Below are 21,173 nucleotides of genomic sequence, written 5' to 3' on the forward strand. Positions count from 1 at the left end.
TGCCGGATACCCTATGCGCGCAACCGGCAACACTCCCCTATGCGTCCAACACCACCCCGCCAACACAACAAAAAAAGGGGCGGGCAACACCCTAGGTTTTAGGTGTTCCCCGCCCCCCCGCAGCAACCATGCTCTGCGGTTGCCATCTACCTCGGGATGTATCCAAGGTCGGGGGTGCTGCTGCAGTTACCCTCATTGCATCCGTGTCCGCCGCTGACGGGCCCGCTGCCTGTGTTGGGTTTGGACGGTTGTGCGGGCTGCGCCGGCTGTACAGGCGCCGTCTGCTGCGGCGCCGTATACTGCGGAACCGACGGTGCCGTATACTGTGGCGCGGCAGGTGCCGTATACGTGGGGGTATACGACTGTTGCGGCGCCGTATACGACTGTTGCGCCTGACTGCTCGCCTGCGCCTGGGCTGCGGCCGCCGCTTCGGCCTCCTTGCGAGCCTTCTCCTCCGCCGCCTTCCTATCGGCCTCGCTCTTGGCCTTCACGCTCCCGTTGACCTGTTTCATGGCCTTATCCAACCCGGCCTGCGCATCCTTGATCTTCTGCACATCCTTGCCGTCCTTGGCGTTGCCGGCCGCATCCAGTTGCTTCTTCAACGCGTCACGGGTCTTGTTGTCCTTGACCTTGTCCTTGGAGGCATCGTACAGTTTCTTCGCGTCCGTGATCTTCTTGCCCAACGCGGTTTGCGCGTCCTTCAACGTTTTCGCATCACGCGACTCCATGACGCCCCTCACGTCCGCGTCCAGGGTCTTCGTGTGGGTCTCGTACCAGGACGTGTTCTTGTCGATCAGGGCCGCATTGTGTTCGAGCGCGGACTTGCCGTCCACATTGCACGCCACCATCGCAGGGGTCCGTTCCTGACTGTCCTTGGCCAGAACGGCGACCGTCTCACTGTCCTCGACCTGTTTGTCCGTGACCTGCACCGCCGTCTTGTACTCGTCCCCGTTGATCAACGCATTATAGTTGTTCTGCGCCACACGCAACCGGTCGGCCGCCTGCGCGCACGACTCCTGCGCCTGCGCCAACTGGGTGGTCTGATGCGAGGCGACGGCCCACCAGACGCCACCTGCCGCCAACACTGCGACGGCGACACCGGCGGCGATGATGGCTCCCGTATGCTTTTTATGGCGCTCCGGCCCGTCAGGCGTGTCGCCCGACCCGTCCAACTGGATACGCTGCGTATCCTCCACCTGTCCCATGATCCCGATTTCTCCTTCACTGTTCCCATGCCCAACCCCCTTGTACGGGGCCAAGCGTGCCGGTATGGTCACCCGGCCAATGCGTCCATACCCGCCCATCCTATCCGCCCACACTCCACCCCACCACTCCAACACAAAACAATACACATGTTTTTACCGATGCAGGGAATGGTTATTTCCTGCGGACGGCGCTAGACGGGCACCCGAGCCGCTCATGCGCCCTTCACCGCCCCTACAGGAGTCTTCACCGACGCAGCAATGTCGGTGAAGACTCCTCAACCCTACTGCCGACTGGGGTTAGAGGCTCCAAAACCAAGTTTCTTCACTGACGCAGTGACCTTATAAAGGAACCCTTGAAATCGGCTCCCCTATAGAAAGACCTTAAAAGTCGGTGCGTCACCGAAGAAACTTACACAAACCCATATGGCAGTAGGTTTATGAGCCTTCACCGACATTCGAAAGTCGGTGAAGAAACTCATGTTTCTTCGGTGACTTATGTCAGAAGTCGGTGAAGAAAGTTGCGGGTCGGTGAAGATTGTGGCGATGTCACCGCGTCGCCAATCCACCAAAATACAAAAACACAAGCATTGTCAAATATATTGTTTTTGTCGATTATCAACAAAAACATAGTGCAAGGATTCGCCCAGAGGAAGATGGCCTGCTCGTTTTTATCTTGGCGCGAGAAGTCCAAGCCACCCATGACACGTCGGGTTCGACACCACCAACTAAGCACCACCTCGGATACCCACCGCATCCGAGGTGCCCCATGCGCCGATGCGGCGGGCATCTGCCCGTGGCAGAATATGTATTCTGCCAAGAATTCTTTTCCCCGGGGCAATCACATGTGTTTCATTCGCTGAAATGCCCTCGTCTCAATAATCCATATGCATTTGACGTGAGCTTCAACACACGCCAGATACATGCCGCCAGATGCGCCATTACACCAATGAACATCGCTGACACAATACGTTGCAATACGTTGCACAGCATGCCATACCAGCCATAGGAGGAAGCCAACGCGGTCAACATAGTGACCAACAACGACAATGCAGATGAGTAGACAACCCCAGAGAACATGTCGTCAATCAGCATCGGCACTGTTAGATTCTCCCCATCCGCATCACCCCGCTTCAACCGTTCCCCTATGACATGCATATAGTTCATTCGCAGATCGAACACGAAAATCGCATGGGCGAACAACAGACCGCCGAGCACACCAAGCGCGGACACGATGATATCCGCATTCGACACGCGTATGTTGAAGATGAACCCGACACTAGCGACGACAATGGGAACGAACACCTCCCAGAACACATATCGTCCATGGTCTTTGAAAAGGACATCGGCATATTGGCGCAGAATCGATGCACGATCAGGCTGCCGTCCCCTGTTCGTCATGTGAATCGCCTCCATTCGGCTGCTGCCATTCGATCTCCTCATCATGCGTCAGTTTTTTGATTTTGTCACCCTTATCCCATTCCGATGTGAGTTTGATCTGATATTCCGCGTATTTCGACCTGATTTCCCCGCTTGCCCTCATACGGAAAACATTGTTATCCAATCGTGGCTGCCCTGAAAAGGTCAACTGTTCCAATAGCCGAGGTCCTTTCTCATCACCGAGGAGGAAGGTTTTCCTGCGTTGATCTGGGCCCTGCACTTGAATGGAAATGCCATCCGTGTCGATACGGTCGCCTTCTACACCTGCAATGGTAAGCAGACCTGGAGTATCGGCTGGGTTCTTCCCCCGGAGTTTGGCGAAGAAACCGGAATTTAACATGTTCTGTCCCGTTTCGGGGGTGATGACTATTTTCAAACGTCCCGCCGCCTGTGATACTGGCTGCGCCGACTCCGCATCGGTGAGGGTGAGGGGTGCGGAAATAGATTTCAAGGGCACGCTCATTTTCTCCACCACGGCCTGATCCAGCCATGCAGCCTTCTCCATGATGTGACTGTATGGCATATTGATGTTGAATATGGCTCTCATTTGTTTTAAGAATTCGGCGAGCACATAGGATCCATTCATCCCTTCCACGTATTCGATGGCATACATGGCATATTCCACCTCCGTGATGTTGGGGCAGGCCACAAGCATACGAAGCTCTCGGACTGGTGTCTCATCATCCGGTATGTACCGCGTCCTTCCGTTTTGCATATTCATGAGCATGCTTTCCTCCCCATATCTGCCGGCGAATGCCGTGATGAGGATTGTGCTTCCATGTGTTTGAAAATCGGAAATGCAGTAGATGCGCTCCGTGTGGGAATCCTTGAGCATCGTACCTTTGAAATGTTTGAGAAACGAGTGAAGTGCGGTCAGTATGCCGTATCCCGTACCCAAATCGAGCACTGTTGCCCTTGGGTCTGTTTTCCGTTTGTTTTTGACGCAAAACATGCCGTATCCTGCAGCGCTTTTTACCATGAGTTGTCCTTTTCGTCAGTGGGAATGATCGGGTTCCATCGCGTTTAATACTTCTCTGCATGAAGATGTGTTTGGACATGCGCCAGACAGGAATTCCCCCCTGTCTCGGTAGAACCATATTCCATAATGTTGGATTAGACCGTATGTATGATTCGATGGTTTGGTGTGATCAGTAAAACGATAGGCATGTTTTCTGACATGCGTTGGTATTTCCGGTATTCACATGCTCTGCTTCTCCGCAATCATTACATATGCTTTCGCCTCCTGTGTGCATCGGCGTGCCGCACTTGCTTAATGCGATACTGCCTGGAAACGTGTTCTCGGGGGCCAGTATATCCATTGTTGCCGGCAGTGACGAACCCGACGTGTCATAGGCGGGTTCCTGTATCTGGTTTTTGTTATCAAGCGACTGAAACAATAAATTATCAATTCTTGTGTTTTTTGTCTTTCCGTGGATCAGCGACGCAGTGACATGGCAGGTTTCTTCACCGACATGCGGGTTTCTTCACTGACCGTGCGGGCGATGTCGGTGAAGAAAACCAACTTTCTTCACCGACATTCGAAAGTCGGTGAAGGCTCCCATCCCTACTGCCATATGGGTTTTATGAAGTTTCTTCGGTGACGCACCGACTTTTAGGGTCGTTCTATAGGGGAGCCGATTCCAAGGGTTCCTTTATAAGGTCGCTGCGTCGGTGAAGAAAGGTGTTTTTGAAGCCCCTGATACCAATCGGCAGTAGGGTTGAGGAGTCTTCACCGACATCGCTGCGTCGGTGAAGACTCCTGTAGTGTCACTGAAGCGTACATGTGCCGCATGGCCGGCCGCCATCCTGCCGCTCCGGTAATTATTCCATGCCGCCCGTGTGTATTGTTGTGTGCATTGTTTGGGCTGGTCGGGGACGCATGGCAAAAGCAAGCAAACCGTCACACCTCGTGGAAAGGAACCGGCGATGAAAGCGTATGTGTACGATGCCACAACCCAACAGGCGCATGTGGAGGAGTTCGAACCGGAGGGCGCGTTGCGCATGCTGCAAACCGCGGTCGGTGGATGTGTGGAGTGCTGCACGCCGGACATGCTGCGCGTCCGCAACATTGACATGTGGGTCAATGAGGAATGCCTCCTGTTGGACGATGCGCCGTTCGCGTTCACGGTGCTTGTGAACAACCATCCTGTGCCCGTGTTCGGCAATGCGGTGTTCACCCGCGTGGACGAGCAAGGCGACACGGTGGGGTTGACGGATGGTGATCTGGCGGTGTTGGAGCACATGCTGGCCTGAACCCCCGCGCATAGGAGCCCATACCAGTGTGCCCCATGGAAAGGAGCCAATGATCATGGTCCAGTCGCGACGGCCCAAAGGAAGTCCCAACGGCACGGGCGGCCAATTCGCCCCCGATGCCACCGGCCCCATGGGCACCCCGCCCACGCTCACCTCCCCCACACCTGCCGTATGGCCCGAACATGGCGAGGGTGTGGTGTCCCGAACGGATTTGCGGGATATGACGGCGCGGGAGGTGTTGGCGTTGGACTGGTCGAACATCAATATGCACCAAGGCGATCTGCGGGGCACCGGCGTCACCCCATTGGATCTGCCTTACGACCCGGAGGACGGGGAACGGCCGGGACCGGTGTTCTCCAACACTTTCTTCGGTGACACCCACGGCCAATACGCCTGTTACACGCGTTATGCGGACGGTGATGTGGTGGCCACGCTCACCCAACCCCATGCCTCTGGCACGGATCCGGCGTGGGATGGGCAACTGGTGGTGTGCGACAAGCACGACATGCCCGTCTTGTACGACGAACATGGTGACGGCGCCCGCCGGTCGTACAGTGCGGCGGATCTGGCGTGGGAGGTCGACCAGTGGCGCGCCCATGAACGCACGTTGGGCCATGAGGTGCGTGAACGGGATGCGGCACGGCTCACCGATGCGCTTGACCGGTTCCTGGACGGGGAGCATGGCGTGTGGCGCAACACGGATATTCCCGCGAACATGGACACGGTGGCGCCCACTTGGCTCGATGAGTTCCAAACCACCTGTGTTGCGCACGCATAGTTGTCTTCTATCACATTGGGTTGAGCATGGGAAAGGGCGGCATGTGATGGTCCAGCCACGTAAACCAAAAGGGAGCCCGAACGGCACGGGCGGCCAATACGACGTGTCGCCCCATGGCGTGGATGGTCTGCCACCCATACTGGAGGCGGCCCGCACCTCACCGGATGAGAGGGCGGTGCGGGAGTTGTACCGGCGGTTCATGGATACGTTGAACACGTACCCCGAGTGGGTGTCCCCCGACTTGTCGTGTGATTTCACCCAAGGGACCATCACCATCAACGGGAGCACCCGCATCGGGTTCGATGTGGATGATACGGGCATGACCGTGGCGACCGTCACCGGCCCGGACAGTGCCGCCTGCACGATGCCGGTGGTGGATGCCGGGGAGCTTGGCCGCGTGTATGCCATGGCGATCCGGGCCGCGTACCCGGATGCGGCACCCATGCCGCAATCGGGTGTATGGGTTGATGAGTACCGGCAGTACATCCGCGATCACACGTTGACACCCACCATGGCCACGGGGGTGGAACCGGGCTCTTGGCCCGACCCGGACCCGGACCAGGTGCCCCATGTGGAGGAAGGTGGGGTGCAAGTGCAATGGGATGGGACGGTCACCATCAACGGGGTGGCCCATGAATTGTCGGTGGCGGACCGGTACCGGTTGGCGCGAGACGGACAATATGAACCGGAGGGCGCCCCTGTCGCATTCCAGGGCGCCACCATCCGCATTGCCCCCGACCCGCGGGACCTGTCACGCCGTATCGTCTCGTTTCCCGATGGGACGGGTGCGAGCATACCGGCACCCGTCTGCCGGTTCGGCATTGGTGTGGGTTGCCCCACGGATCCACAGGCCGCGAGTGTACGGTGGCGGTGGGATGAGCCGGGTGAACAGCAATGCAAACGTGACGCGTATCTGGCCCGCAAACAGTTGGATCCGCAGGCGTTGCCGGATGATCTGCCGGCCGCCACACGGCGCACGCTCGCCCGGTATGGTGAACGGGTCGAGGTGGAAAACCAACAGCGGCATGCGCGGTTGCGCCGTGACCTGGACGGGTTGCGGCAGGCCCGGTTGGAACGGGATATGGCCGCGCACCGGGCGTTGGTGGCGCAGGGTATGGAGGGGGTCGCCGACCGGTTGGCGTCCCGGTTGTGCACGGCCCGCACGTACGGGGATGTGCGCGCCGTGATCGCCGACACTGCGCAAGGTGTGGACGGCGCCCTGTTGCGCCAGGCGGCCGGCCGGGTGATGCCCTTAATACGTGAGGCGCCGGATATGGTGCGGGTGGATGCGCACCATGTGGATGTGGACGCGGTGCGGTCCATGGTGGCGGCCTGGTTCATTGAGGCGGCCAACCGCACCTGGAACTGATCAATGGTTGTGGCTGTGGGCGCAGTCGTGGCACACATGGTGGGTGCGGGCGAACATGTGGAACGTGTCCGCCCGGCATGCGGCGCACACGAACCGGTGGCATGCTTGGCATTGGTGCAACCGGTCGGCCCTCATGGGCCGGTGGCACCGGGCGCATTGGTAATGATGGTCCAACAACATGGGTGGCCCCCTGACATATCCGTGAACAATTGGGTGGTACCCCACCGGTGATGCGTCACCGCCCCAAGGGGTGACGCATCACCAGTGGGCGCGGAACCATATGGGAAAGGAGCCGGGAATGGGTCAGACGGAACGCCGGATGCAATGGTTGCAACAGCATGGATATGTGCGCAGGGACGAGCAAGGCAATGTGTTCTATCCGCCCATATCCATGGCGTTGCTGGGTGGGGTCGACCCGCAACGGGTGCAGGACGCGTGCACCCGCGCCATGCGGGATGGTGCGCATACCGAGGATGGGATGCTGGTGTGCACGTTGCCGGATGAGCTGATGCGGGATATGAAACGTGGCGCCAACGGATTGCAGGCGCAATACAACACCACCGACGCGGCGCTCATTTTGTACATGGAGGCGCAACGCTACGAACGTGCGCAAAAGGCGCGCCGGACGCGGTAAGCCATACGGTGTGTGGTGTCAAGACGCATGCGGCGGATAGTATGGGCATCATCATCGTTTGGAAAGGCGCGGCCCCATGGCGGAGAGCATCGAACAGCTGCACGAGTTACGCAACCAGAAAAACGCGCAATTGGCGTGGGCGAAACGCGGGTATGACGACAACGGGCACCCGTTCACGTCCATCACGTTGCGTCGTATGGCGATCGCACGCCTGGAACAGGAAGTCAACGAGATCGACGAACAATTATGGGACCTGGAACAACCCGGCCAACATTGACTGCGCCTCCTGAAGGGGCGATGGTATCAGGTGTGACATGCGCGGACACGGATCGTGTACGGTGCCACGCAAGGGGAATCGGGTTGAAGAAGTGCCGTTGCGGATCGGGACACGCTGGTTGGCAACGGTTGGTGTGATCATCGCCAACCGGGCGTGCAACACTGACAATACCGCTTCCGCCTCCCCCGGGTCGCCAAGGTATGCGGCCGCTTGGTGTGCGGCTCCCATGAGCCCATCGGTGCCCATGCCCCATTGGGCGTACCGGGCCAGTATCCGGCACAATGTCACCCAATCGGACACAACGGTCAAGGGCTGGTCGCATTGGTTGCAATCCACGCATGGTTCACTGATCAACGCCTGTTGCCGGGCCCAATCCCCCTCCATTGGTTCCACATACACCGTGCGGAGGAGATGATCCCACACGACCATCAACGGGCGGGTGAACCCGTCATGCATGTGTGGTTCCTCTACTGGGTGTTGAGTGTGTTCCATGCCTCTATCGCCTCCTTGAAACCGCCCGGATGGTACATGCTGGCGAATACGGGCGCGTCCGCATGCCGGTCGCACCGGTCGCAGTCGATGAACCAGTGCGCCCATGCGCGCCCCGAATCGGTGAGCCGCACCATGGGTGGCTGTCCACATCGCACGCACACCCCAATCGCAGGATATTTGCGTAACATGTTGATGGCATCGGCCGGCCACTGTCGGCGTGTGAACCCTTGGACCACGACCGTCCTCCTTGCTTATTGGTGTGTTCGTTCCATTGTTGTGGCACAGGTTCCATGCGGCGACGAACCCTGTCTGACACACCTATGCCATGGCTACCGTTTGGTGGCTGCAACCGTTGCCAAATGACACATGACGGGCATGGCATACCGGTCAACACTGGCAGCCATATGCCGCCGGATCGGGCCGGCGCTTTGATACCCGACCGCCATCTCCTCCGACAAACCACTGATCCTGTGGTACGCGTCCAACGCCATGCAACTCAATACGCGGGTATCCTCAAGATTAGAGTGGACATCAAACGCAGTGAGGACACGACGCCCGTACCGTATGGCCTCCGCCAACCGTGGATTGTCGCATTGCAACCATATGCGGGTGAGACATTCCATGAAGGCTCCTTCCATGTCGCTAGTCATTGTTTTCCGTGTTGTTATGGCGTAGGAAACTCCAGCATTGCTGTCCGAAGTTTTACGGGTGCGTGCTGCTTATAGATGGTGTTTGGTCAGATACGAATTGTTGATGATCTTGAAGCACAGGTTGTCTCCCAACTCGCCGCGTACCGTATCGGGGATGGGCTGGTCCGGGTTGAGATGCCAGACGATGCCCTCGTCCAGCACGTTCGGTGTGATCCGGCCACGCATGCCGTCCACGGCACTGATCAACGTGTCCATGCTGTCGGCGAGCGGGTACTCCCACGGGTTGATTTCAGGGGCCGCGTGCGCAAGGAACGAGCCCTCCCATTCGTCACGCGGCAGTTTCTCCCCGTCCTGCCAGACGGCGAACACGAACAGGTCACGCTTGGCTAGCTTCTGCCGGTTGCCGTTGATGCCGGGCCCGGCGTATTCGGCCTGCACACACATGCCCATGCCGATGTCGAACACGCTCAACCCGCCGATACGTGAGGTGAAATAACGGTGCGCGAGCTCGCATGCGTCCCGCCAATCCGGGTGTGTGGGATCGACCTCATAGTTGCGGGTGAACATGCGCAACTCGCTGCCGTCGAAGAAGAACGTCAGGCTCATCCCGTCCACTTTCACCGTAGGCACCGCCTCCAGTTTGCATAGTTCATGCCAGATGCCGGTGAGGGTCTGGGCACGTGGGGCATCCGACTTGGAGCATGGCGCGTTGAACTCGCCAATGATGCCTTGCGCTGCACGCTGCAATGCCTTGTCCTGACGGTTGGCGCCACGGCCGGTGAACACGGGCGGCTCATACTTGATGACATGGCACGCTTCGGTGATGTCCGAGCCCACCGGCAGCGAGGGATCCAGCCCCAATTCAGGCAACGGCATGATCAGGCCCTGCGAGTAGACGCCACGCATCTTCATCGTGCGCAGCACATGGCCCGACACCTCCATGGTCTCACCCGTATCCGGATCAGTGAAGGCCATGTGGCGCACCCCACGCGGCATGAACTGGCTGTAGCGCGGATCGGTTTCGGGCAATAGGCTGTCGGTCTCGAAATACGCGACCCGGTCGCCCACAGCAAGGCCCATGTCTTTGCTGATGATGACCTTCCACCCAAGCACATGGGCGAGCACAATCCGGTCCGCTCCCGCAATCGGGTCGATCCGGGTGATGGTCTGGACACTGACAAGCGTACGGATGCTCATAGGCACCGCCTTTCTCGATTACATGCAAAAAGAATGGATTCGCCTACCGGTATGGGTTGTGGATGCCTATGCGTCCTGTTCATTTCGTTTCCTTGTCGCCGGTGGCATTGGACGATGGGAGGCCGGCTGTTCGTGGCCACCGGCGCCGGCTCAAATGCCATAGCCGCCTGATCGGCAGCATGAAGGCGACCGCGCACAGGTCGATGAGTACCGCCAGCCAATTGGGGTTGGATTGGCACAGTTCGAGGACGATTGCGCCGATCTCTGCGGCCATCGCAGCCGCGAACAGCCGGAAGACCATGGCGTCCGCCAATACGGGACGGTGTTGGCGTTGCGGATGCCATATGCGGATGGTGATGCATACTGCAAGTCCAATGGTCAACCCGTTGCAACATGTCGCCCACATGGTCGCCGCCTTTCCTGTTCACTGGGTCTGCCGTTGTTGTGCGGCCAAGCGGCGGACGGTGTTGGTGTGCAACCGGTTGCCCCTGCATGTGGAACAATCGCGTCCGACCGGGCATTGGTAGAGGCGGTGGCGCAATCGGGGTGTGTGGCGCAGGTAGGTTTCCGTGTCCGGGTAGCCGTGCGCCAGGGCTTTGCGTTCCAATGCGTTGTAGCGGATGGTGGTGTAGGTGCGGCTCATGGCGGACGCCTTTCTACTGGATGTAGGTGTATTGGTTGGCGTTCGCAAGGGTGCGGTTGGAGATGACACCCAATCCTTGCGCGTTGCTTTCCGAGATCGTGATGCTGCCGTCCCCGTGGACCTGTTCGACGATGGCGACATGCCCATAGGTCAGGTCGGCGCCGGCTTGTCCGGGTTGGAACACGATGATGGCACCCACCGTGGGCCCATGGGTGACCGTGTACCCCAAGCGCGCGGCCGAAGCGGCCCATGCCTGCCCGTTGCCGAAATACGATCCGACCGGCAACCCCAGTTGGTGGCGGCGCACGTACGCCCACCATGTGCACTGCCCCCACGGGTACATGTTGCCACTATCCCCCGTGGCGGCCGGGGTGCTGACGGTCGTATCGGCTGGTATGTCGGTGTCGTTGAGCAGGTCCACGGTCTGTTCCGTGGCTTTCGCATGATGCAGGTCAGTGGGTTCGGGTGTGGCGCGGGTGAGCCGCTCCACGTCGATACGGTCATTGCCCATGGTCCATGTGCCGGTGGAATCCACACTCACCGCCTCCACGCCATCAGCCAACGCCTCACGGGTGGAGGTGCGGGACACGGTGGGCCCGTCCACACTGCGGGTGATGGCGGGGGTCGGGCTGCGGTCGGGCACACCGAGCGCGGTGGGGGTGCCGGGCATGGTGAGCGCGCACATGGTGGCGCCACCTAACAACAACAGGGACATGACGCCGGCCGTCCATTTGCCGATACGGTTCCGTTGTCGCAGTTGGCGTCGGGTCAATGGTTTCGCATGCGCACCGCTCATACTCTGTGTCCTTTCTACTCGTCGTCACGCAATTGCCGGACGTAGGCGACGGACCCCAACCCGTCGGTGAAATCAAAACCAGGACGGGGCAGGTCGGCGGCCGTGACGGTTCGGTGCGGGTGTGGCGTGAACCGTTCGAGGCGTTCCACCCGCATGACGCACTGCCTCCCGTCATGGGTGATCAACCCGTACGCGTCCACGACACTGCCTTTGCCCAATCCGTGTGCCATCGTGGCGAGCCGGTCGGGGAAGAGCGCATGCACGGTCATGCCGTCCCGGTCGGCCATATCGAAACTGTGCGCGTACATGCGGGTGACCACGCCGTGCACACGCCTATATGACCGTCGTGTCCTATGGTTGTTTGCAATCATGCTTGTCCTCCGATATGCCGATGCCATCCCACCATTGCCTGGCGCATATCACTCAACGCGATACTCCCCCCATTGGCTAGTTGAGTTGTTGTTGGAGCACACGGCCCACCGTGTGCAGTTCCGCGACCAGTGTCGCCTCCCACTCGTCCGCAAGCTCCCCATGCCCGTCGGCACGCAACCGGGCGCACACCTCGTTGAGACTGTCCACGGTCTCCCGCAAATGCCGCAACGCCATACCCAGATGGAACCCGGTACGGTAATCCAACCGCACCACCCCAAGATCAGTAGGCTCATTCAATGCACTCATGCCCCACCCCTATGCGTCCGACCAGTCCCGCACGAACCCCAAAACACGACCGAACGCATATTCCACGGTCACATCCAAAGGGAAGTCGAACACCACGCACCCGTCCTCCACACAACCGCCATGACGGGCCGCAACACTCGCCAACCGTGTCTGGGACACGCCCGCGCATACCGCGTCGAACAGGAACCATCCATCATCACTGACACGCACCCGCCCGGCTTGCACCTGCACATACACCCGTACCAGATCGCCTTTGGCGTCCATGAGCGGCAACACCACCGGAAGCATCACACCCCCATCCGATCTGTCCGACCGTCGTGCACTGTGGTTGGCTGTGATCATGCTTCGTCCTCCCATGTGTCATTGTCATCCCACCATTGCGCCGCCCGTGCGCACAAGCGCGCCGCCAATTCACCCACGGACCACTTGTCCACCTGCGGGCAGTATCGCAAGGCGGCTTGTTTGGCGATGCCGGTCAGCTCGTCACTGGCCCACCCGTCACCGGCCAACGCCATGAGCTCCAGGTCAAGCTCCCCCCAAGTGCGACAGGTGGCGACCACCGTGTCGCTGTCGCCGCATTGGCCGCATACAGTCTCGATCCGACGCCGCTGCCGTTCCGCGTCGGTTTGCATGGGTGTGGCCAGCAGGCCCCCCATATGGGTGGCGACGATGAGGATCGGCGGAACCAATAACAGGGAGGCGCCGGTGGCATCGGCTGGGTTGTGGTTCGCGCTCATGACCGTTGTCCTTTCACATGTGGGGTCAGGCGAACAATGCGTCCATGGGGTCGGGGTGTTCGCAGGCTGGTGGAACAGGGGTGGTGTCGGCCGGGGCGGTCAGGATGCCACGGATGGTGTCCGCGCACACCCCGGTGATCAGGTGGATGTCCGCGTCGCATCCCCCTATGATGCGCCCCCGTCGATGGTGAGCATATGATGGGTCGCGGCAAGGGCCATGCGCCACAGGCCAGGCACCGCACCTGCCAATGGTCCGGACACCGGTGGTGGTGATGGTCGAGCATGTCCACGAAATGCTGCCAAGGCCGCTTGTCCCGACCGCGGGTTTTGCCGCACAGGTCGCATGGGCAATCCAGTCGCATGCTCACTCCTCACCAGGCACGGGCATGACCTCGATGCCGCCCAACAACCCGTCCGTGCCGGCCATGGCCTGCCGGATACGTTCGAGAACATGGCCGGGAACACCGTTCGCCTCGTACTCCAACAGCAGCATCTCGTTGTGTTGGGTGCGGGCCTTGTCCATGAGCGCGTCCGTCTGGTCGATTACGGCCGTCAGGTGTTCACGTTGTTTGGCTGCCCATGTGTCCGGCAGCCGCCCTGCGATCAGGTACGCTTCCATCTTGTCGACCCCGTGTTCGATCAGTTGGCGGATGGTGCGCGCGGTGGCGAACACGTCCTCGTCGAACCCGTCCGCCAACCGTACGGCCAACTGTTGGTATGCGCCAACCAACAGCATGGTGTCATGCAACAGGCCGTGTGCATGCCATGCGCATTGCGTGCGTCGTATCCATGTGACGTTCATTGCGTGGTTCCTTCCGGTTCCGGTTGTTCGCTGAGGATCATGTCGAGTTCCTCCGCGCTGATCTCCAACAGGCGGGTGATGTCCGACACGGGCACATGGCATTTCGTCCATGTGCGGGCCATCTCCTTGCGTTGTTCACTGGTCAACTGGTCTGTTCCTTACATATGGTTTGGTGATGGGTCAGGGTTTCCACATGCCGTTGTCGAGGCGTGTGCAGTACGCATCGACGGCCGTCAACGCATCCAAGTACCCGTCGGTGTATGGGTCGGTGTATGGGTCGGCGTTCGCATGCCCAATCCCCATCACCTGTTCTGCCCGGCTGGTGCGTTCCTGTTCCAACCGTGCGCATTCGGCGATGATGCCATGCAGCAGGGCGCGTTGCTGCGACACGTTGATCATGCCGCCTCCTTGTTGAGCATGGTGAGCGCAATGCGTTGCGCCCGCAACCGTGCGGCCGGAACGGACGGGTCGCATTGCCGGCTGACGCGTTCCAATGCGGCGATCAGCAACGGCAGGGCGCTGGTGTCCCCAGTCCGGTCGGTGAGCTGCTGTTTCGCGTCCATGATCTCCTGTCCGATCAGACGGTGCAGGCGCGTGTCCTCGGCCAGAATCATGTCCGTCAGGGTTTGCGCGTCAATCAAACTGTGCGTATCGGTCACCTTGTGCTCTCCTTGTCTTCTTGCAGTTGCCGGATGATGCCGGGCGCCTGTCTCCAATCACGCATGGTGATGCCTTCACTGTCACGGCAGTACGGGTGGTCCGGGTGGATAACGGTGACGCCCTTGTCGGTAAGCGCGGCAATGGTGCACGGATCGTCCTCGAAGGCGACGTCCACATCCACGAGACTCTTGTCGCCGAAATGGAACGCGACATCGTATTCGGTCGGGCCGTGCGCGGGATCGAACCAGTGGCGGTCGAACCATGCGAACGTCTGCCTGAACCGCTCATCGTCCGTGCGGCTGGTGGCGATGAGCAGATCATGGCCGTCCTCAACCAACCGCCACAGGGCGCGCATCGCATGCGGATAGGGATGTTCCGCCAGATACAACCCGTCCATCACCGCACTACGGTGGGCGTCCGCATACGCCTCATATGAGGCGAACGGCCATGACGGGTCACGCCACAACCCGTACTCGCACGGGTCGGCCATCGCATACCCGTCCAACGGGTCATACACATGGCCGCTCCTCAAGTGGTGCCGCAACGCGCCTGTGTAATCCGCCAACGTGTTGTCCAGGTCAACCATGATGCGCACGACGCGTCCTCCCCTCCTGCACCATGCGCCACCGGCGCGTCAACACGACACGTTCCGCGGGGGTTTTACCACCCCACACGCCATACGACTCATGCTCCTCGACCGCATGCTGCAAACACCGGTCACGCACCGGGCACTTGTCACACACCCGGCAGGCGAGCTCCTCACGCAACGCGTCGAAGAACATGTCCGGGTCATACGCGCCGGACGCGCACAACCCACGGCGCATCCACTCACGGCCAGACACCATGATGGCCACCATCCTTTCCTCCCATCACCGGTCCAACCCGTCCAACCGGGGCCGGGCCGGGTGCAACCAATGGTCCACACGCAACGCCACTTGAAGTGCATACCCCAACAGCATCACCAACACATCCATAATCCGATCACGCATGCGGCCTACACCTCCCCCACATCGGGAAACTCCAACAACGACGCCATGGCGCACATCCGGCACGCGTCCCGCTCCGGTTCGTCATTGGGGAATGTGAGCGGACCGGACGGCAACGTACGTTCCACCGTCCACAATCCCGGGCCCCCACGGCCCGACCCATCAATCCGGAACACGGTGTCTGTCCCATCGGCGTGCACATGGAACACGCCGTCAGGGTCCACGCACACATACCGCACACGGATCCGGGTGCGTGCACCCGACCCGTCGACCACATCCAACGTGTCACTCACCTGCGGTGCGGCCACCATCCTGCCATCATGTTTGTTCATGACCCGCCCTATGCGTCACACACCACCGCACCCGCATCAGGACCCAATGCGCACCACCCCATGTATCGCATCCAATGGAACCGCCGCCGGTAGCGCCACGCAAATCCGCACCCTGCGCGCCCCTGTGGCGCACGGCACCGTCCGCAGCGCAAGCGCACACTTTTCCGACGGACCGCAAAAAGGGAACACCAAAAAGGGAACACCAAAAACAGAACGAACACAACCACCATCATCCCAACACCCGCTTTTTCCACACACACAAACCACACCAACCAATCGCACCAATCCCCCAGCCACACCACCATCACTGCCATGCACCCATCAACCAACACAACGCACATCATGCAACCACAGAACAGACAGACACACCATCACGCAATCAACGCAACACAACCACCAGCCGCACCACCACACCGATCATGCTTTTCTTTAGGGAGGGCACGCACCACGAACCATGCAAAACACGGGGGAATACGCCCGTTCGCCCCATGGCAGACCATGGGCGTCGACCGTGGCCGCCTTGCGTGGCGAACCGAAACGAGCAGTGGACGCATTGATGGGGCCATGATGAGTTTCCCGTTGGGTTCCCTGATATGGGACGGCACGCAGGATCCGATGGTGCGCACGCTGGATGCCGCATGGCGGTTGCACCACGCCATCGGACAGGAGGCACCCGTGTGGGTGGATGACACGGACGGCGTGCACACCCATGCGTTGGCCGAATCGTTGCGGACCGGACGGGCGCCGTACCTGTTCCTGCCCGAAGTGGAGGAATGGGAGCATGGCGGCATGGACGATTGGCAATGGTTGCACACACCAGGCTGTGAGCGCCTGCTCATGGCGCCCATCCCCCACGGGGACACACCACGACAGGCGGCGGACCGGTTGGTGCGGGACACCGGGGAGGACCCGGTGCGCGCGGCGGCGCGCATGGGTGTGCTCATGCATTGCGCCCACATAGCCCGCCACCATCCACGGGTGTGGGCGTTGGCCGTGTTGCAGACACGCACTACGCAATACGTGTCGGACGGCCGGTGGGATCCGGTGTGCGAGGACGTGGCCCACGGGTTCGAGTCCATGCTGGCGGTGCCCGGTTGGCTCTACCCCGGGTCTGGTCCGCACACCGTGTTCGCGCTCGCCCAATGCACGGCCCGTCCGGATAGGCCAGGCCGATGGGGTGCGCGTGAGGCGGTGGTGTTCGGCCGGCGTGTGGTGTTGCCCGGCGAATGTTGGGACCGGTTGGACGTGTTGGGGTTGCGTGGGTTGTTCGAGCCGGTGGACGAACCGGAGTTCTAGCGCCGTTTCCGTCTGTGGTCATGCGCATAGGGGTTGGGCATGAAGGTTTTCCAATTCAAGTTCCCCACCATGGTTGTGGACAAGGCGAGCGGCGAACGGGTCATGTTCGACCCCGCATCGAACGCGGACCATCGCCGCAAACTCGACGAGAACATCGACCAATGGCGCCGGCAGCACCCCGAGGCGCATGACGCGCAATTGGACAGCATCGACATGGACGCGCATGTGGCCGTGCTGATCGACCATGGCGTCACCAGCGTCAACCGTGAGGGCTCCCAACAGATCGTCAACCTGCGTCCCGCGGATCAGAAACCCGCCGCCGGGGAACGGATCGCACGCATTTGGGAGGCGCGTCTGGGCATGAAGATGGTCCGCTTCGAACCGTACGAGGGGCGTGCGGTGTTCGAGGCGTTGGACAAAGACCGGGTGTCGGCCCGTGGGATCCTGGCGAACGCGTTGGGGGTCAAACCCTGGGAGGTGATGGTCGAACCACGCGCCGATGGCGGCTGGCGCTGCCGGTTGGCGCGCACGATCATCTGGCAGCCGTCGAAGATGGCGGCCAGGACGCAGGAGGCGTGCGAACAGATCGGCCATGTGGGTTGGACGTACACGGCGGACGCGAAAACGGGGATCATCGACATCATCCCCGGTGAACCGCCGGTGTTTTTGAAAACGCATCCGTTCCCGTTCGACCGGTTGGGTTCGCCTGCGGATAGGGATCGCACGCCGTTCGGGGTGAAACTGCCGGCGCGTGGCGGTGCGGATGTGGTGTATGAGCCGGTGGAGATGGATTGGCGTGAATCGTCGTTCCTGTTGATTGGTGGTGAGGGTGGTTCCGGCAAGAGCGTCCTGGCGAACAACCTGCTCGCGTCGATCGTGGCGCAACAACCGTTGTTGAGCGTGGTGGATCTGGCGAACAAGGCGACGGATTACTACTGGTTGCGCCCGTGGGTGACCGCCGGGTATTGGGGGTGTGAGAGCGTGGTGCAGGCGGCGGGCGTGTTGAACATGCTGGTCGATGAGATCGAGCATGGGGAGCGTGCGCGCGCGTGGAAGGAGAACGCGTGGCAGAACTGGTTGGACATCCCCCGGTGGGCGAAGGAGAAGTACCCGTTGCATTACATCGTGGTCGACGAGTACTCCTCCCTGGTCGATGAGGCGCAGTTGGTCAAACGCATCCCGAAGGCGGATAGTGTGTTGCCGGCGGTGTGGGCGCAGATGTTCACCGGTCAGGCGGAGAACGACATCCGTTCGCGTGTGCTGCGCCTGTTGCGTACGGCGCGCGCGCAGGGCTACCGGTTGATCCTCATTTCGCAGACCGTCAACGAACGTTCCGGATTGGGGCCGACGACGCGTGACCTGTTCGGCCAACGTATTGTGATGGGGCCCAATCCCAGTGAGGCGTTGGTGCGTGGCGTGTTCCATGATGTGGCGTCGATGCCGGTGGTGCCGGAGCACTTGACCGCATTGGGGGTGACGAAGGGTGTGGGGCGTGCCGAGTTCACCGGGCAGGCGTCGGTGGTGTTCAAGACCACGTATGCGGGCACCCAGGATCGGTCGGACACGTATATGTTGGCCCAAGCGTTGGTGGACCGCATCGGGGTGCCGGACGGGGTCGATGCGGCACGGTTTTTGCGTACGTTGGAGCCGCATGGTGAGGACGATCCGGTCGATGCGGAGTACATGCGCTGGTTGACGGACCGGGTCAGCATGCCGTATGCGCGTGCGTTGGCCACGGACCCGGTGCTGTCGGCGATCAAGGGCGCGTGGGATGAGAGCCGCATTGCGTTGGGCGAACGCCCTGACCCCATCCCCGGCATGGGTGCGGACACGGACGGCGCTGATGCGGGCGATGGTGATGCGGACGGGGATGGTGGTGCGGGTTTGCCGGCCGCCTCACCGGGCACGGATGCGCAACCGTCGGGCCCGGTGATGGACGCGCATGAGTTGGCGAGGCTGATGCGCGCATGAGCGGTGCGTACGCGGTCGAGTTCATGGTCTCCGGCATGAACTGGTTGACCACGGTCGGTGATGAGGACAGTGATCGGCGGGCGCGCACCCGCGCCCGGTTGCGCGCGTACGGGCGTGGCGTGTGGGCGCGCGCCAAACAGCATGGCGCGCACCCGGTATGCACCTACATGCTGTTGGTGTTGGTCGGTGGCCGTGCCGAGTCTCCGGTGTTGGCGGCGGAAACGTTGAAACCGTTGATCGATGCGGGCACTGATGAGGGCATGTGGCCCGATGATGACCCGGCGCATCGGGTGATGACCTTGTACGCGCCCGATCCACGACGGTTGGCGGCGGGTGTGGCCAGCATCCACATGCTTGTCGTTCCCGTCCCCCACTCGTGGGGCGGGTGGAGTGCGTTGGACTGGTTGTTGGACACGGTGCACGCCGGCATGGGCGCCATGCGCATGCTGGCGATAGGGGATGCGGATTGGTTGACGAGCAACATGCGCCTGCCGCAGGCGCAACGCAAGGCGCGTCAGACGCGTGTGATGCGCCAAGCGCGTCCCGTATGGTCCGATGGGGTGCGGTTGGGGGCGCAGGTTGGGGTGGTGTGCGCCGTCTCCTACCCCGACACGCGCTATTATGGCGATCCGGACAACACCGCGGAGACGGCGACCGCGTTGTATGGGGCGGGGGTCGCGTTGGGGGCCGCTCCCCCCATACCGCGTGTGTTCGCGTTCATATTGGATCCCGAACAGTGCGCGGGCCATACGCATGTGATGCGCCTGTTGTGCTTCGCCATGCCCCAGAGTGTGGATGTGGTGGACCGGGTGGTGGGGTGCGCGCCGGACGTGTGACCCACCACCCGGGGTGTCATTGGTTGGGTTCGCCACGGCGCGCGTATTGGCGGGCGAGCTGCTCTTGGTATTGGCTGGTTGGGGTGAGCCATTGGCCGGTCAACTGGTTATCGTTGCCACTGGCCAACGTCAGATCCTTGTCACGGATCAACGTACGGTCACGGCCATGCAGTTCGGCCGCGTGCTCGTGTTCCCATTGCGCCAACCGTTGCGGATCGTCCGCCGATCGGGCCATGTCCACCAACGCCGGGTCGGGACCATGGTCGAACTTGCCCAACCGGATGGGTGGGATCGTGGCGTCCGCGTCCCGGACCGTGGGCAGGGTGTTGTATGCGCTCGTGTACGCCTGCGCCAGCCGTCGCACCTGCGGGTCCTGGTGGTGGCTGTAATCATCCATCATGTCCGCATACAAGCCACGCATCGTACTGGTGAAGTGTTCGTCCATCATGGAGTCGACACGGGGGTTCGCCAACGGTTCCATCCCCTCATCGACCAGATCATGGGTGCGCATGTACCGGTACGCGGTCATCATCGCATACTGGGCTTGGATGGGGGTGTCCGCCAACCGCATGCGGGTGAACAGGCCACGTCCAACGGTGCTGAACGGAGGGTGGGGTGCGTGCCGTAGCGCGTACAGGGCGCCCAGATGCCGTCCCCCGTCGGACAGGTCCACCAGGTAGTTCTCCACATCCTGACGGTCCTCATCGGTGTCGATGTGCCGGCCCATCCCGTACGTCCACAACGCCATGCCGCGTGCGACGCTGGCCGCACGGCCCGGCTGGTGCTCGAACCGGGTATACAACCCCTCCTCCGTGTCCATGTCCACATCCCAGTTGCGGCTGACCTGTGTGTACAGGGGGCTGTCGGCGATGTTGTATTGGTCCAATACCGGCGCCACCTGTTCGATTTCGGTGCGCGTGTACGGGCTGGTTTCACTAGGCTGCCAATCCCGGTCGGGCGTCATGGTGCGCATGGCGGTCACGAGCCGGTGCGTGTCCGGCCGTGGTCCCGGTTCCTGTGGTGTCGTGTCCGGCATGGGCGGCAACCCCATGCCGGTGGTAGTGGCGGTGGTGTCGAATTGGCCGCCGGTGCTGTTGGGGCTGCCTTTGGGTTTGCGTGGCTGGCTCATGTCCTGCTCCCTTGT

At 61.1% G+C, this 21,173-nt stretch carries 28 protein-coding genes; 8 read left to right on the forward strand and 20 right to left on the reverse strand.

Going from position 1 to position 21,173, the window contains the following annotated elements:
* Window positions 1–146: 146 nt before the first annotated feature.
* The 3 genes from BCUN_RS06925 to BCUN_RS06935 form a co-directional block, all read right to left on the reverse strand.
* Window positions 147–1,205 carry a hypothetical protein gene (locus BCUN_RS06925; RefSeq protein ID WP_033515626.1) on the reverse strand — a complete coding sequence of 353 codons (1,059 nt, stop codon included), beginning with the start codon at window positions 1,203–1,205 and terminating at the stop codon, window positions 147–149.
* Between the two features lie 849 nt (window positions 1,206–2,054).
* Window positions 2,055–2,603 carry a hypothetical protein gene (locus tag BCUN_RS06930; protein ID WP_033515624.1) on the reverse strand — a complete coding sequence of 183 codons (549 nt, stop codon included), beginning with the start codon at window positions 2,601–2,603 and terminating at the stop codon, window positions 2,055–2,057.
* The gene (locus BCUN_RS06935; RefSeq protein ID WP_033515622.1) at window positions 2,578–3,621 is read right to left on the reverse strand and encodes a hypothetical protein; all 1,044 of its coding nucleotides are present in this window, start codon (window positions 3,619–3,621) and stop codon (window positions 2,578–2,580) included. The genes BCUN_RS06930 and BCUN_RS06935 overlap by 26 nt, the downstream gene beginning before the upstream one ends.
* A 947-nt stretch (window positions 3,622–4,568) precedes the next feature.
* Here BCUN_RS06935 and BCUN_RS06940 point away from each other — a divergent pair.
* The 5 genes from BCUN_RS06940 to BCUN_RS06960 all read left to right on the forward strand — a co-directional run bounded on the left by BCUN_RS06940 (window position 4,569) and on the right by BCUN_RS06960 (window position 7,953).
* Window positions 4,569–4,895, forward strand: a complete 327-nt coding sequence (locus BCUN_RS06940) for a DUF3846 domain-containing protein (protein WP_033515604.1) — start codon at window positions 4,569–4,571, stop codon at window positions 4,893–4,895.
* Window positions 4,896–4,950: 55 nt separating this feature from the next.
* The gene (locus BCUN_RS06945) at window positions 4,951–5,673 is read left to right on the forward strand and encodes a hypothetical protein (protein WP_129870821.1); all 723 of its coding nucleotides are present in this window, start codon (window positions 4,951–4,953) and stop codon (window positions 5,671–5,673) included.
* A gap of 199 nt (window positions 5,674–5,872) precedes the next feature.
* On the forward strand, window positions 5,873–7,042 hold the full coding sequence (locus tag BCUN_RS06950; RefSeq protein WP_152598065.1) for a hypothetical protein: 1,170 nt from the start codon (window positions 5,873–5,875) through the stop codon (window positions 7,040–7,042).
* Window positions 7,043–7,340: 298 nt separating this feature from the next.
* On the forward strand, window positions 7,341–7,676 hold the full coding sequence (locus tag BCUN_RS06955) for a hypothetical protein (protein ID WP_033515599.1): 336 nt from the start codon (window positions 7,341–7,343) through the stop codon (window positions 7,674–7,676).
* Window positions 7,677–7,752: 76 nt separating this feature from the next.
* Complete coding sequence (locus tag BCUN_RS06960; RefSeq protein WP_033515597.1) at window positions 7,753–7,953, forward strand: hypothetical protein; 201 nt, start codon at window positions 7,753–7,755, stop codon at window positions 7,951–7,953.
* 467 nt (window positions 7,954–8,420) lie between these two features.
* Here BCUN_RS06960 and BCUN_RS12325 read toward each other — a convergent pair whose 3' ends face one another.
* The 16 genes from BCUN_RS12325 to BCUN_RS07040 form a co-directional block, all read right to left on the reverse strand.
* A complete protein-coding gene (locus BCUN_RS12325; RefSeq protein ID WP_156100137.1) occupies window positions 8,421–8,579 on the reverse strand; it encodes a hypothetical protein in 159 nt (52 codons plus the stop codon).
* A gap of 585 nt (window positions 8,580–9,164) precedes the next feature.
* Window positions 9,165–10,292 carry an RNA ligase family protein gene (locus BCUN_RS06975; RefSeq protein ID WP_033515591.1) on the reverse strand — a complete coding sequence of 376 codons (1,128 nt, stop codon included), beginning with the start codon at window positions 10,290–10,292 and terminating at the stop codon, window positions 9,165–9,167.
* Between the two features lie 79 nt (window positions 10,293–10,371).
* A complete protein-coding gene (locus BCUN_RS06980) occupies window positions 10,372–10,698 on the reverse strand; it encodes a hypothetical protein (protein WP_152598064.1) in 327 nt (108 codons plus the stop codon).
* Window positions 10,699–10,716: 18 nt separating this feature from the next.
* Window positions 10,717–10,935 carry a hypothetical protein gene (locus tag BCUN_RS06985; protein WP_033515587.1) on the reverse strand — a complete coding sequence of 73 codons (219 nt, stop codon included), beginning with the start codon at window positions 10,933–10,935 and terminating at the stop codon, window positions 10,717–10,719.
* A 13-nt stretch (window positions 10,936–10,948) separates the two neighbouring features.
* Window positions 10,949–11,731, reverse strand: a complete 783-nt coding sequence (locus BCUN_RS06990; protein WP_081895599.1) for a CHAP domain-containing protein — start codon at window positions 11,729–11,731, stop codon at window positions 10,949–10,951.
* Window positions 11,732–11,745: 14 nt separating this feature from the next.
* Complete coding sequence (locus BCUN_RS06995; RefSeq protein WP_156100138.1) at window positions 11,746–12,102, reverse strand: hypothetical protein; 357 nt, start codon at window positions 12,100–12,102, stop codon at window positions 11,746–11,748.
* A 76-nt stretch (window positions 12,103–12,178) separates the two neighbouring features.
* Complete coding sequence (locus BCUN_RS07000) at window positions 12,179–12,409, reverse strand: hypothetical protein (RefSeq protein WP_034258502.1); 231 nt, start codon at window positions 12,407–12,409, stop codon at window positions 12,179–12,181.
* Window positions 12,410–12,418: 9 nt separating this feature from the next.
* Window positions 12,419–12,751: a DUF1828 domain-containing protein gene (locus BCUN_RS07005; protein WP_160257626.1), complete on the reverse strand. Its 333-nt coding sequence runs from the start codon at window positions 12,749–12,751 to the stop codon at window positions 12,419–12,421.
* Entirely contained in the window at window positions 12,748–13,146 is a 399-nt protein-coding gene (locus BCUN_RS07010; protein WP_033515579.1) for a hypothetical protein, read from the reverse strand. The genes BCUN_RS07005 and BCUN_RS07010 overlap by 4 nt, the downstream gene beginning before the upstream one ends.
* 364 nt (window positions 13,147–13,510) lie before the next feature.
* Entirely contained in the window at window positions 13,511–13,948 is a 438-nt protein-coding gene (locus tag BCUN_RS07015) for a hypothetical protein (protein ID WP_033515577.1), read from the reverse strand.
* Window positions 13,945–14,094, reverse strand: coding sequence for a hypothetical protein (locus BCUN_RS12330; RefSeq protein WP_153802323.1), 150 nt, complete (start codon window positions 14,092–14,094; stop codon window positions 13,945–13,947). The genes BCUN_RS07015 and BCUN_RS12330 overlap by 4 nt, the downstream gene beginning before the upstream one ends.
* A 34-nt stretch (window positions 14,095–14,128) precedes the next feature.
* Window positions 14,129–14,347, reverse strand: a complete 219-nt coding sequence (locus BCUN_RS07020) for a hypothetical protein (protein WP_033515575.1) — start codon at window positions 14,345–14,347, stop codon at window positions 14,129–14,131.
* On the reverse strand, window positions 14,344–14,607 hold the full coding sequence (locus BCUN_RS07025; RefSeq protein WP_033515573.1) for a hypothetical protein: 264 nt from the start codon (window positions 14,605–14,607) through the stop codon (window positions 14,344–14,346). Before BCUN_RS07025 ends, BCUN_RS07020 begins: the two co-directional genes overlap by 4 nt.
* Window positions 14,604–15,194 carry a 5' nucleotidase, NT5C type gene (locus BCUN_RS07030; protein WP_033515571.1) on the reverse strand — a complete coding sequence of 197 codons (591 nt, stop codon included), beginning with the start codon at window positions 15,192–15,194 and terminating at the stop codon, window positions 14,604–14,606. Before BCUN_RS07030 ends, BCUN_RS07025 begins: the two co-directional genes overlap by 4 nt.
* Window positions 15,187–15,465 (reverse strand): WhiB family transcriptional regulator, encoded by a 279-nt coding sequence (locus tag BCUN_RS07035; protein WP_152598060.1) that lies wholly within the window; start codon window positions 15,463–15,465, stop codon window positions 15,187–15,189. Before BCUN_RS07035 ends, BCUN_RS07030 begins: the two co-directional genes overlap by 8 nt.
* A 137-nt stretch (window positions 15,466–15,602) precedes the next feature.
* Window positions 15,603–15,926, reverse strand: a complete 324-nt coding sequence (locus BCUN_RS07040; RefSeq protein ID WP_152598059.1) for a hypothetical protein — start codon at window positions 15,924–15,926, stop codon at window positions 15,603–15,605.
* Window positions 15,927–16,493: 567 nt separating this feature from the next.
* On the opposite strand from BCUN_RS07040, the gene BCUN_RS07045 reads away from it, so the two are divergent.
* The 3 genes from BCUN_RS07045 to BCUN_RS07055 are packed head-to-tail and all read left to right on the forward strand — an operon-like array spanning window position 16,494 to window position 20,029.
* Window positions 16,494–17,222, forward strand: coding sequence for a hypothetical protein (locus BCUN_RS07045; protein WP_152598058.1), 729 nt, complete (start codon window positions 16,494–16,496; stop codon window positions 17,220–17,222).
* Window positions 17,223–17,261: 39 nt separating this feature from the next.
* The gene (locus BCUN_RS07050) at window positions 17,262–19,193 is read left to right on the forward strand and encodes a hypothetical protein (protein WP_033515565.1); all 1,932 of its coding nucleotides are present in this window, start codon (window positions 17,262–17,264) and stop codon (window positions 19,191–19,193) included.
* The gene (locus BCUN_RS07055; protein ID WP_051920895.1) at window positions 19,190–20,029 is read left to right on the forward strand and encodes a hypothetical protein; all 840 of its coding nucleotides are present in this window, start codon (window positions 19,190–19,192) and stop codon (window positions 20,027–20,029) included. Before BCUN_RS07050 ends, BCUN_RS07055 begins: the two co-directional genes overlap by 4 nt.
* 16 nt (window positions 20,030–20,045) lie before the next feature.
* Here BCUN_RS07055 and BCUN_RS07060 read toward each other — a convergent pair whose 3' ends face one another.
* Window positions 20,046–21,158 (reverse strand): hypothetical protein, encoded by a 1,113-nt coding sequence (locus BCUN_RS07060; protein WP_033515563.1) that lies wholly within the window; start codon window positions 21,156–21,158, stop codon window positions 20,046–20,048.
* Window positions 21,159–21,173: the final 15 nt, after the last annotated feature.

This window comes from Bifidobacterium cuniculi (genome assembly GCF_000741575.1).
Lineage (GTDB): Bacteria > Actinomycetota > Actinomycetes > Actinomycetales > Bifidobacteriaceae > Bifidobacterium > Bifidobacterium cuniculi.

What these genes read in the sequence shown, in the direction of transcription:
- BCUN_RS06925 (WP_033515626.1), bottom strand. Translation starts at nt 1,205, where the DNA reads ATGGGACAGGTGGAGGATACGCAGCGTATCCAGTTGGACGGGTCGGGC.
- BCUN_RS06930 (WP_033515624.1), bottom strand. Translation starts at nt 2,603, where the DNA reads ATGACGAACAGGGGACGGCAGCCTGATCGTGCATCGATTCTGCGCCAA.
- BCUN_RS06935 (WP_033515622.1), bottom strand. Translation starts at nt 3,621, where the DNA reads ATGGTAAAAAGCGCTGCAGGATACGGCATGTTTTGCGTCAAAAACAAA.
- BCUN_RS06940 (WP_033515604.1), top strand. Translation starts at nt 4,569, where the DNA reads ATGAAAGCGTATGTGTACGATGCCACAACCCAACAGGCGCATGTGGAG.
- BCUN_RS06945 (WP_129870821.1), top strand. Translation starts at nt 4,951, where the DNA reads ATGGTCCAGTCGCGACGGCCCAAAGGAAGTCCCAACGGCACGGGCGGC.
- BCUN_RS06950 (WP_152598065.1), top strand. Translation starts at nt 5,873, where the DNA reads ATGGATACGTTGAACACGTACCCCGAGTGGGTGTCCCCCGACTTGTCG.
- BCUN_RS06955 (WP_033515599.1), top strand. Translation starts at nt 7,341, where the DNA reads ATGGGTCAGACGGAACGCCGGATGCAATGGTTGCAACAGCATGGATAT.
- BCUN_RS06960 (WP_033515597.1), top strand. Translation starts at nt 7,753, where the DNA reads ATGGCGGAGAGCATCGAACAGCTGCACGAGTTACGCAACCAGAAAAAC.
- BCUN_RS12325 (WP_156100137.1), bottom strand. Translation starts at nt 8,579, where the DNA reads ATGGTGCGGCTCACCGATTCGGGGCGCGCATGGGCGCACTGGTTCATC.
- BCUN_RS06975 (WP_033515591.1), bottom strand. Translation starts at nt 10,292, where the DNA reads ATGAGCATCCGTACGCTTGTCAGTGTCCAGACCATCACCCGGATCGAC.
- BCUN_RS06980 (WP_152598064.1), bottom strand. Translation starts at nt 10,698, where the DNA reads ATGTGGGCGACATGTTGCAACGGGTTGACCATTGGACTTGCAGTATGC.
- BCUN_RS06985 (WP_033515587.1), bottom strand. Translation starts at nt 10,935, where the DNA reads ATGAGCCGCACCTACACCACCATCCGCTACAACGCATTGGAACGCAAA.
- BCUN_RS06990 (WP_081895599.1), bottom strand. Translation starts at nt 11,731, where the DNA reads ATGAGCGGTGCGCATGCGAAACCATTGACCCGACGCCAACTGCGACAA.
- BCUN_RS06995 (WP_156100138.1), bottom strand. Translation starts at nt 12,102, where the DNA reads ATGATTGCAAACAACCATAGGACACGACGGTCATATAGGCGTGTGCAC.
- BCUN_RS07000 (WP_034258502.1), bottom strand. Translation starts at nt 12,409, where the DNA reads ATGAGTGCATTGAATGAGCCTACTGATCTTGGGGTGGTGCGGTTGGAT.
- BCUN_RS07005 (WP_160257626.1), bottom strand. Translation starts at nt 12,751, where the DNA reads ATGATCACAGCCAACCACAGTGCACGACGGTCGGACAGATCGGATGGG.
- BCUN_RS07010 (WP_033515579.1), bottom strand. Translation starts at nt 13,146, where the DNA reads ATGAGCGCGAACCACAACCCAGCCGATGCCACCGGCGCCTCCCTGTTA.
- BCUN_RS07015 (WP_033515577.1), bottom strand. Translation starts at nt 13,948, where the DNA reads ATGAACGTCACATGGATACGACGCACGCAATGCGCATGGCATGCACAC.
- BCUN_RS07020 (WP_033515575.1), bottom strand. Translation starts at nt 14,347, where the DNA reads ATGATCAACGTGTCGCAGCAACGCGCCCTGCTGCATGGCATCATCGCC.
- BCUN_RS07030 (WP_033515571.1), bottom strand. Translation starts at nt 15,194, where the DNA reads ATGGTTGACCTGGACAACACGTTGGCGGATTACACAGGCGCGTTGCGG.
- BCUN_RS07035 (WP_152598060.1), bottom strand. Translation starts at nt 15,465, where the DNA reads ATGGTGGCCATCATGGTGTCTGGCCGTGAGTGGATGCGCCGTGGGTTG.
- BCUN_RS07040 (WP_152598059.1), bottom strand. Translation starts at nt 15,926, where the DNA reads ATGAACAAACATGATGGCAGGATGGTGGCCGCACCGCAGGTGAGTGAC.
- BCUN_RS07045 (WP_152598058.1), top strand. Translation starts at nt 16,494, where the DNA reads ATGAGTTTCCCGTTGGGTTCCCTGATATGGGACGGCACGCAGGATCCG.
- BCUN_RS07050 (WP_033515565.1), top strand. Translation starts at nt 17,262, where the DNA reads ATGAAGGTTTTCCAATTCAAGTTCCCCACCATGGTTGTGGACAAGGCG.
- BCUN_RS07055 (WP_051920895.1), top strand. Translation starts at nt 19,190, where the DNA reads ATGAGCGGTGCGTACGCGGTCGAGTTCATGGTCTCCGGCATGAACTGG.
- BCUN_RS07060 (WP_033515563.1), bottom strand. Translation starts at nt 21,158, where the DNA reads ATGAGCCAGCCACGCAAACCCAAAGGCAGCCCCAACAGCACCGGCGGC.